The sequence below is a fragment of the Alicyclobacillus shizuokensis NBRC 103103 genome, from assembly GCF_001552255.1.
Classification (GTDB): Bacteria; Bacillota; Bacilli; order Alicyclobacillales; family Alicyclobacillaceae; genus Alicyclobacillus_G; species Alicyclobacillus_G shizuokensis.
In genome coordinates this window covers 1-10153 of record NZ_BCQV01000070.1, presented here as the reverse complement: position 1 = coordinate 10153, position 10153 = coordinate 1, and the positions used below count along the sequence as shown (strand labels likewise).

Genomic DNA, 10153 nt, shown 5'->3' with positions numbered 1-10153 from the left:
ACGGAACCCACCGATACATGGAACGAGTTCTGGTCGAATGATAGACTATATGGAGTTAAAGAGGTTGTCCGAGAGGGAGTCAGAACTTCCGGGGCTATCGTCTGGCCTGAACGGTCCCCACTGGGGACCAAACCCAGTACGCATTTTGGGTAGCTTCCTCGCATTGCTAAGAGATCTCTTAAAAACGGGAGCTAAGTCCAAACTACGGGGGTTAATCCGTCCGCGTATCTTGACGGCGTCTGTAAAGGCAAGAATCATCTTCGAGCCAATTCCAACTTTGGCGTATCCTTTTGTTTCGTCTAGGTTGACTGCGATGCCTCGCAGGACAACGGATGAACCGTCTTTGTCGAAAGGATTACCGTAGCATACTCGACCACATCGCCGCCATCCACTGCGACATAGTACAGATCGGAGTTGCTTTCGACTCGGCGAATAACTAATAAAGTTAATAAATATATTACTTTACAGGTATGTACACTTAAGTGCATGGGCTCGTTCGTAATCATCCATGACGATAGCCCTGATCTCCACTATAGTCCTTCATCTCTTCGGAATTATTACTGTCATCCAAACTTTATCCGGAATAGAGATGCTATTGCGCTATTCTGCGAGTTAACTGGGTAATGACGACCCACGCAAACCGTATAACTACCCGACTTTTTACCATAGTGCAGATGCGGCTGCCGCACAAAATATCGTTGATACGACTCTTGACGCGCAGATCCACTGAGGGTCGCGTACAACTGTGTCGTCTCCGGCTTCTCTTGGCCAAGGATGCTTTGCACAACAACCAGCGGGGCACCTTGGTTAATCAACACCGTATGCCGCATTTTATGTGGACTTACATGATCCACCAATCCACAGCGTTTTTCGATCAGTAAGAAAATTTTGGATTTCATGGATCGGCATGCGATGGGGCTTCCTTACGAATAGGCCGGATCATCGTTAGTCCTCTTGCTCAGGTAGCGTTCCATCCAGATATGGGCTTTTGCTCCGAAGTAGACCTCACGTTCCTTTACGGCGTTCCTTTGCCAGTTGATGTCACTTCGATTCAATCATTGAATTTCTGCTATGCGACATCCGCTGGCAAAGAAAAACTCAAACCAGCGCGTGCTCCAAGGTGCATTCACAGGAATCACGGAGTAGAGGAGGTGAGAAGGTGTACCAAGTACGAAAACTACGGCTGGAAAGAACGGAGCAATTGGACGATCTTACGTTTATGGACCAGGATGAGTTGCATAGAACAGTACAATTGCTACAATCAAATTAGGAAAGCCGATCATGAACAGTGTGAAGGCAACCCTCCGGAATGTTTTTCGCTCCGTACGATCCATGGGTACTCGTACTCCTCTGCCTATTCCACCAGTGAATATAATAGCAAGAGTACATAGACCGACACTAAACGATTTCATGGAGTTCACCCACCTTTGGGTACATTCACGTGATTTATGATAAGTCACTCTTCGTGTAAACACTAAATAGCTACACCTTGTATTGCGGTGAGGGTTCTGCTAGGGCCAATTATCGAGCGAGATGGACAGCCTTCTGCAAGTTGGCTGACCAGGGAAGCAGGGCATCAAGTTCCACTGCGTTCTCCAGGCTCATGTTGGGTAGCCTTTAGCACAGGTAGTGCAAGACGGCTTCAGTCGATTCTCTTCCGCAGTCTCCACGTTAGCGTCAAGCCGTCTAAAAAATGGGCGCCATATGTGGGCCTAGACACGGAAACGCACAATCCGTATCATCAATCATGAAACCGATATCATATGTCGCCGTATCTTGCGGAATTGTGTTGTCGAGGAATACATCCTACACGGGGGATATACCTTGTCACTGCGGGAGATTGAACTGCCGAAAAATCGAGTGTTGATATATGAAAGTAAACACCCTCCGGGGGAGAGTGTGCCGAGTCATCATCATTGTGTTTCTCAAATTTTATACGTCCTCGCCGGCCACGGCACAATTTCCTTGCAGACGCATACCTATCACGTAAATCGTGACCAGATGGTGTACATTACCCCGAACACAGAACACTCGGTTCGGGCCCATTCCCGTATGACGGTGCTCGTACTTGCATTCGGAGATTTCCTGGAGAATTGGTCCGGAGTCTGGGAGTCGTTTGGGCGCGCCCTGCAGCGGTCCACCTATCAAATTGTCGATCCGCTCGCCGTCAGCGAGGTTCGAGAACTCTTTCGCAAGATTCTATACGAGCAAACGCACCCGAGCGCCTATTCGGATCTCGCAGTCCGGAGCTATTTATTGAATGTATTGGTGGCGGTGGCCAGAGGTTGGGAAACGGACAGTGCACCTGACATTAACACGCACAGGGTGAACCTGCTGCGCAGTTATATCGAGTCCAGGTACTTTGAGCGGCTGTCCGCCACTGACTTAGCCGGTATGTTAAAGTTAACGCCACGCCACATGAATGACATCTTTAAACAGAAGTTTCATCTCACCCCGATGCAATATCTGACCGATGTCCGTATAGACAGAGCAAAGCAGATGCTGATAGAGACGGACAAAGAGGTGGTCTCTGTCTGCTTTGAAGTGGGGTTTGAAACTCTATCCACGTTTTATCGTGCCTTTAAGAAAAAAGTAGGCATGTCTCCTCAACAATATCGCAGACTTCGCAAAGTGTAAGGTGAAAAGAATCTTCTCGCCACTTCTCGGCAGCTGCCTTCAATCCGATTCGGTTTGCCTTCATTACATGGGGAAAATGATTTCCGTTCCCGCGAAATACTTCTGCGATTCGCAAGACGTACTCCAGCCGTCATGTTATGGTAAATCCGCAAACGCACCATAAAGGGCATCCACGAGGGGAGATACTTATCAAATGAGAAAAATCGGCATTGTGATGAATGGTGTAACAGGGCGCATGGGATCGCGCCAGCACCTGGAAAGATCCATCATCGCCATTCGTGATCAGGGGGGCATACCCCTCCCGGACGGTGACGTTCTCATGCCAGATCCGATTCTTGTCGGTAGAAATGAACACAAGTTGCGTGCGCTTGCCGAGCGGTACGGCGTGGAACGATGGACCACAGACCTCGCGGCCTGTTTACAAGATCCTTACAATGAGATTTACTTCGACGCTCAGACTACCCAACTGCGGGCGCTCGGGGTGCGAGCCGCAGTAGAGGCAGGCAAGCACATTTACTGTGAAAAGCCTACCGGTTCCAGTTTGCAGGAGGCTCTGGAGCTGGCCGAATTGGCAGAACGGGCCGGTGTGAAGCACGGAGTCGTACAGGATAAGCTGTTTCTCCCTGGTCTTTTGCGGCTGAAGAAATTAGTGGATAATGGCTTTTTTGGGCGGATCTTGTCTGTGCGCGGAGAGTTTGGGTACTGGGTTTTCGAAGGGGATTGGCAAGAGGCACAACGCCCGTCCTGGAACTATCGAAAGGAGGACGGCGGTGGAATCATCGTCGATATGCTGTGCCACTGGCGCTATGTACTCGACAATCTATTCGCGGAAGTGAAGGCGGTATCCTGTTTGGGTGCCATCCATGTTCCGAAGCGCTGGGACGAACATGGTCGAGCCTATGACGTAACGGCAGATGACAGTGCGTACACGACCTTTGAGCTGGAGAACGGAATTATCGCACAAATCAACTCGTCTTGGTGTGTGCGCGTCCATCGTGATGAGTTGTTTGAACTTCAGGTTGATGGCACTGAAGGGAGCGCGGTTGCTGGGCTGCGCGAATGCAAGGTGCAACATCGGTCGGTTACCCCGAAGGCGATTTGGAACCCTGATCTGCCGGATCCAAACGACTATCGTGATCAATGGGTCTCCGTCCCCCAATACGAGGAACCCGAGAACGCCTTCAAACTTCAGTGGGAGATGTATCTGCGGCATGTCGTTCTTGATACCCCATTTCCGTATGACTTGTTTGAAGGGGCGAAGGGTGTCCAGTTGGCTGAGTTGGCGTTGAAGTCGTGGAGGGAACGGCGCTGGGTAGAGGTTCCGGAATTGCGTACGGCTCGGTGAGGAGGGCACACGGATGTTGGAATTGAATTTGCCGACGCCTAACGGGGATATAGAAACGTACCGTGTTCAGGGGACCCCACTATCTATCGCGCCGACGCCTCCAGCACAGTCGAGGGTAGCCTACGCCGCTGCCCATGTCGTGGCCGATCCTACGCAAGATGTCGATCCGTCCTCTTCAAGTCCCGTGGACTGGGCGGCGACGTTGGCCTACAGGCGTTATCTCTGGTCACTTGGTCTTGCGGTAGCTGAAGCCATGGACACGGCTCAACGTGGCATGGGTCTGGATTGGAAGGCCAGTCAAGAATTGATTCGCTTGTCTATTGCAGAGGCCAAGGCTTGCGGCGGTTTGTTGGCCTGCGGCGCAGGCACGGATCACTTGGATCCCCGGGCGGAGCTTACGTTGGGGGACATCGAGAGAGCATACCTGGAACAGTGCGCATTTGTGGAGAATCTCGGAGGGCGCGTCATCCTGATGGCCAGCCGGGCATTGGCGAGGGTTGCCTGCGGTCCAGACGACTATGCCCAGGTATACGACAAAGTGTTGGATCAAGTGTCTCAACCCGTGATTCTGCACTGGTTGGGAGACATGTTCGACCCGGCGCTGCAGCGTTATTGGGGATATTCCGACGTACAGCGAGCCATGGATGTTTGCTTAGACATCCTGCGCCGACATGCCGATAAGGTGGACGGCATCAAGATTTCGCTTTTGGATGCAAATCTGGAGGTCCAGATGCGTCGCCAGTTGCCGCCCGGCGTACGGATGTACACTGGCGACGATTTCAACTACCCTGACCTGATCTTAGGTCAGGGGCAGGAATATAGCCACGCGCTACTCGGTATCTTCGATGCCATTGCACCGGCGGCTGCAGCGGCTCTACACGCACTCGATGAAGGCGATGTGGCGCGTTTCCAAGGTCTCTTGACCCCGACTATTCCGTTGAGCCGCCATATTTTTCGTGCTCCAACCCGCTTTTACAAGACAGGTGTGGTGTTTTTAGCATATTTGAACGGGCATCAGCGCCACTTTCGGATGGTAGGCGGAATGGAAAGCATGAGATCGATTCCACACTTGGCGGAAGTGTTCCGGCTGGCGGACGCGGCAGGGCTCTTGCATGATCCCGAGCTTGCGGTGGTCCGAATGCGTAAGATTTTGGCAGTTGCGGGGGTCGAATAGATGGATTGCCGATATTTGAGTCTGAACCAAATGACCACGGAAAGATGGGGCGTCCGGGAGGCGGTCGACGGCTGTGCGCGGGCCGGTATCGGTTGGATTGGCCTGTGGCGGCATAAGGTTCAGGAAATCGGCGTCACTGCCGCAGCAAAGATTGTACGAGATGCGGGCCTGCACGTTTCGGGACTCTGCCGAGGTGGGATGTTCCCCGCTGGCAGTTCGCTGGAGCGAGCGAGACGAATTGAGGACAATCGACGAGCGATTGTAGAGGCAGCTGAACTGGGGACGGATGTGCTGGTTTTGGTGTGCGGTCCCCCAGAGGACTGTACATTGGACGATGCCCGTCGCATGGTGGAGGAAGGTATTGCCGAGCTGATTCCCTACGCGCGGGAACACGGTGTAAAACTTGGCATCGAACCTCTGCATCCAATGTTTGCAGCGGATCGGTCCGTGATCTCCACTCTCGGGCAGGCAAACGATATCGTGCAGCGTCTGCAGTCCGGTCAGGTAGGGGTGGTTATTGACGTCTACCACGTGTGGTGGGACCCCAACTTATATGAACAGATAGATCGTTGCGCGGGTCACATCTTTGGCTTTCACGTCAACGATTGGCTAGCGCCGGTACAGGATGCTCTCATGTCCCGTGGAATGATGGGGGATGGGTGCATCGAAATTGGGCACATACGGAGTGCTGTTGAAGAGGCAGGGTATAGCGGCCCGGTAGAGGTTGAAATATTCAACCGTAAGATATGGGATACCCCGGGAGACGACGTGCTGGCGCTCATGAAGGAGCGATTTGCGGCTGTGGTGTAGGGTGTATGCAGTGTTATGTGGAGAAAGTATGTTATGTTGTGTGCATATCTGACTCTATTTTTGGGTCAATTTCCGTCTATCATTGCAGAGGTGCAGGTTGGTCACGGTCCGCGATGTAGAAAGCAGTTGTTTACCCAGGGGTGACCAAGATCTCTATGATGTCCTTCGGGGTGTTTGGTGGTACCGGATTCCTCTCCAAACACCCTGAACCGTGCTTTCTCGTCATCACGAGATACATGCGCCCCCCAGCGATTTTGCGATTCTTCCATGGGAACATTGGTTTCGATAGCAGAGCTACCCTCGGAACCACAGCGGTTTCATGTTGAACAATGCTGCCAGTATGGTTTCGGCAACTAACCAATTAATTATCCAACACTACGGGAATGAATAAAGATCTGAATATCTTTATTCAGTCATTTACAAACCGAATATCGGTGCTATAATAAGAATAAAACAAAATAAAACCCACTCAATCAAAATATGATTTTTTGGGATAGGGGGTGAATTGTAGAGTTGATTCAAAGAGGGGCCTTTAGAGCTCGGGAGGAAAGGGTTTTCAATCAGGTGATAATTTCTATGCGATTGGCAAAGGGGAGATTATGTGAGCAAACGCAGAACATACGCCCTGGTTGGAACAGGAAGTAGGGCTGAATTGTACTATGGAGCTTTGGCAACGACGTATAAGAACTGTTCGCAATTGGTGGCTTTCTGTGATATCAACCAGACGCGGATGAACTATGCGAACGAATTGTTGCAGGAGAAGTACCAGCATCCCAAGGTGAATACCTACACGGCGGATCGTTTTGACGACATGATTAGAGAACGGCGCCCAGACGTTGTGATTGTGACGACTATTGATCGAACACACCATATTTACATCGTCCGGGCATTGGAACTGGGGTGTGATGTCATTACCGAAAAACCAATGACGATCGACGAGAGTAGATGTAAAGAGATTCTCGACGCTGTGAATAGGACTGGAAGACGCCTGCGCGTAACATTCAACTATCGGTATGCACCTCATAATACCAAGATCAAAGAATTACTTATGTCGGGCGTTATCGGCGAGGTTAACTCCGTTCATTTTGAGTGGTTATTAAACACACAACACGGTGCAGATTACTTTCGGAGATGGCATAGGGACAAGAGGAATAGTGGCGGGCTCTTGGTTCATAAGGCAACCCATCACTTCGACCTCGTAAACTTTTGGTTGAGTTCGCGGCCAAAAACAGTGTTTGCTATGGGCGACCTCATGTTTTATGGGCGAGAAAACGCGGAAAGGAGAGGTGTGAATCGGTTTTATCAACGGGCGTATGGAAACCCACTCGCACGGAATGATCCCTTTGCCATTCATCTAGAGGACAATCCGCATCTGAAGAAGATGTATCTAGACGCCGAATACGAGGATGGCTACCAACGGGATCAAAGTGTCTTTGGTGACGGAATAAGTATAGAGGATACCTTAGGTGTTCTCGTTCGTTATGAAAACAATGCGATTTTGACATACTCCCTAAATGCTTACCTGCCATGGGAGGGATTTAATGTCGCGTTTAATGGGGCTAAAGGGCGCCTGGAAGCAAGGATCGTAGAACAATCCTATGTGAGTGCGGGAGCCGAGAAGGCTGATGAAGGGGCTATACAAGAGATCGATATCTGGATATATCCTCATTTCCGACCTGCCTACCAAGTAGAGATCCAGGCGGGACAGGGTGGACACGGTGGTGGTGACAGGCTCTTGTTAGAGGACCTGTTTGGTTCAGAAACGAATGATGATCCCTTTCGCAGGGCTGCCTCGCACATTGACGGAGCCATGTCTATCTTGACGGGAATAGCGGGGAACATTTCGATGCGTACGGGATATCCCGTGAACGTCAGCTCCCTTTTGTAAGGTGCAAACTATCCTGCTTATATCCAGAGCACAGATATATCCCGGTATCCGATTGACGATTGAATTGACCGCGGGGAATTAGGATGAATTCATGTAGTCGAATGAAATATTGAACCGTAAGCCGCTCCACAATGTGGTTAAGGCCCGATATTGTGCAAGGGGGTAAAAACTATGAAAAATTATAAGAATATGTTCAGCTTGATGGGAGTGGGAATGGTTGCCATCTTAGTTGCAGGGTGCGGTTCGGGAACCAACTCTTCTGGTCATGAGTCAAGCGGTTCAACGGGAAACCATTCTTCTTTGACATTGGCATGGTGGGGGTCTCAACCACGGGTTACATCGACAAAAAAGGCGATTACCTTATTTGAGAAGGATAATCCCAATGTATCCGTGAGTTCCGTGTACGCCTCGTGGGACGGTTATTGGTCGAAACTGGCAACCCTTGTGGCCGGTGGCACAACACCAGATGTAATGCAGATGGATGAGGCCTATTTGATGGAGTACGCTGATAAAGGAACAATTGCAGATCTGAATAATGCTGGTGTTGACCTGAGCAAGCTAGATCCAAACGCTCTGAATGAGGGAAAGATAGGCGGTAAGCTGTATGGAATCCCAACCGGCGTAAATGCCTATGGCTTACTTTATGACCCGAAAGTAATTCAGAAGGCTGGCGTGAACCTCAATAATTCGGACGGACTGACATGGTCAAAATTCGAAAATATAGCTCTCGAGATCAGTAAAAAGGATAAGGGGGTGTATGGAACGCAGGATGGTGTGGAGTTTTTCCCCTTATTCGAGTATTGGGTCCGAGATAAAGGGGAGCAACTCTATAGTTCGGACGGGAAATCACTAGGGTTTTCTAAAGATACTCTTGTCCAATGGTTTGATTATTGGAACAAATTAGTTAAAGAGGGGGCTGCAGAGCCCGCTTCTTCCACCCTGTCGTACAACTACAGCGATGGGGCAAACTATCCGATAGTCAAGGGTAAAACGGCCATCGCATTCATATGGAGCAATCAATATTCAACATTTGAACAGTATTGCAATCGACCAGTAAAAATGGCGCTGTTGCCTGACTGGAATTCCTCTAACAAGCCGTATTATTTGCATCCCTCAATGTATTGGTCTCTCTCATCGACCACCCATAACAAAAAGGAGGCCGCTAAGTTACTGGATTATTTGGAGAACAATTCTCAGGTTGCCAAAGCCTTCGGTACAGATAGGGGAGTTCCCATTAATAGCAATAACAAAACCAAACTATATCGGTCGTCTGCGGAATCGGACAAGGCACAAATCAACTTTATAAATAGGGTAGAGCTTGTGGCGGGGCCAGACAATGTCTATCCGCCTGCTTACGGGCAGATGCAGGATCAGTTCGTCACGATTGCCCAAGAGGTGATTTCGGGTAAACTTTCCTCTTCGGCGGGTGCTGAGCAATTTATGTCCCAGGCGCAACAGGACTTGTCCCAATCCAGTTAAGGTCTGTTATACGTGCACTGAATGGGTGCCTGTCACGTACTTAGAAATCTAAGTGCAGGCACCCCTCCGTAGGAGGTTGACAGTCGATGAGTACGCAATTACGGAGGAATTTGTCGGCATATGGATTCATGACTCCCTGGTTGCTTGGAATTGTATTCCTTACCGTAGGGTCTATGGCTTTTTCAATATACCTGTCGTTCACAAATTATGACTTATTGAGCTCACCGCGGTGGGTTGGCTTACAAAACTTCCATCAAATCATTACACAAGACAGCTACTTTTGGGCATCTATTCGTGCCACATTTTTGTATGTTGTCATTTCCGTTCCCTGTAGATTGATATTTTCTCTATTCATTGCTTTGATATTGAACCAGAATATTCGTGGGATAAGTGCATATCGTGCGCTTTTCTATTTACCCTCGTTGCTAGGGAACAGTGTAGGAGTGGCTATAGGATGGCGCGAGCTTTTTGATGCTGACGGTCCCATTAACACGTTCTTGAGGCATGTTGGTTTGAACCCACCTGATTGGTTAGCAGATCCTCATTATGCGATTTACGTTATTTGCCTACTGAGCGTGTGGCAGTTCGGTTCGGAAATGGTTATATTCCTGGCTGGTATAAAACAGATTCCGGATTCCTTTTATGAGGCATCGAAAATTGATGGGGCAAACGCCATTCAACGATTTCTCAGAATTACGCTTCCTATGTTGTCCCCGATCATTTTCTTTAACTTGGTGATGGGTACGATATCTGCGTTTATGGTATTCACCCAAGTTTTTGTCCTTACAGACGGAGGTCCGGCTAATTCTACTCTACTTTA

8 protein-coding genes are annotated in these 10153 nt (G+C 49.7%); 7 read left to right on the top strand and 1 reads right to left on the bottom strand.

The window, feature by feature from the left end; translation table 11 throughout:
• Positions 1-563: 563 nt before the first annotated feature.
• A complete protein-coding gene (locus tag ASH01S_RS18100; protein ID WP_083517296.1) occupies positions 564-899 on the bottom strand; it encodes a tyrosine-type recombinase/integrase in 336 nt (111 codons plus the stop codon).
• Positions 900-1824: 925 nt separating this feature from the next.
• Here ASH01S_RS18100 and ASH01S_RS16700 point away from each other — a divergent pair.
• The 7 genes from ASH01S_RS16700 to ASH01S_RS16670 form a co-directional block, all read left to right on the top strand.
• Entirely contained in the window at positions 1825-2637 is an 813-nt protein-coding gene (locus ASH01S_RS16700) for an AraC family transcriptional regulator (RefSeq protein ID WP_157067211.1), read from the top strand.
• A gap of 193 nt (positions 2638-2830) precedes the next feature.
• A complete protein-coding gene (locus ASH01S_RS16695) occupies positions 2831-3982 on the top strand; it encodes a Gfo/Idh/MocA family protein (protein WP_067929578.1) in 1152 nt (383 codons plus the stop codon).
• A gap of 13 nt (positions 3983-3995) precedes the next feature.
• The gene (locus ASH01S_RS16690; RefSeq protein ID WP_067929577.1) at positions 3996-5156 is read left to right on the top strand and encodes a dihydrodipicolinate synthase family protein; all 1161 of its coding nucleotides are present in this window, start codon (positions 3996-3998) and stop codon (positions 5154-5156) included.
• Entirely contained in the window at positions 5157-5966 is an 810-nt protein-coding gene (locus ASH01S_RS16685; RefSeq protein ID WP_067929576.1) for a sugar phosphate isomerase/epimerase family protein, read from the top strand. It begins immediately after the preceding gene.
• 601 nt (positions 5967-6567) lie between these two features.
• Positions 6568-7854 (top strand): Gfo/Idh/MocA family oxidoreductase, encoded by a 1287-nt coding sequence (locus ASH01S_RS16680; RefSeq protein ID WP_067929575.1) that lies wholly within the window; start codon positions 6568-6570, stop codon positions 7852-7854.
• Between the two features lie 171 nt (positions 7855-8025).
• Positions 8026-9333 carry an ABC transporter substrate-binding protein gene (locus ASH01S_RS16675; RefSeq protein ID WP_067929574.1) on the top strand — a complete coding sequence of 436 codons (1308 nt, stop codon included), beginning with the start codon at positions 8026-8028 and terminating at the stop codon, positions 9331-9333.
• Positions 9334-9419: 86 nt separating this feature from the next.
• Positions 9420-10153 (top strand): carbohydrate ABC transporter permease (locus tag ASH01S_RS16670; protein WP_067929573.1); only part of this gene is annotated, 734 nt, incomplete at its 3' end.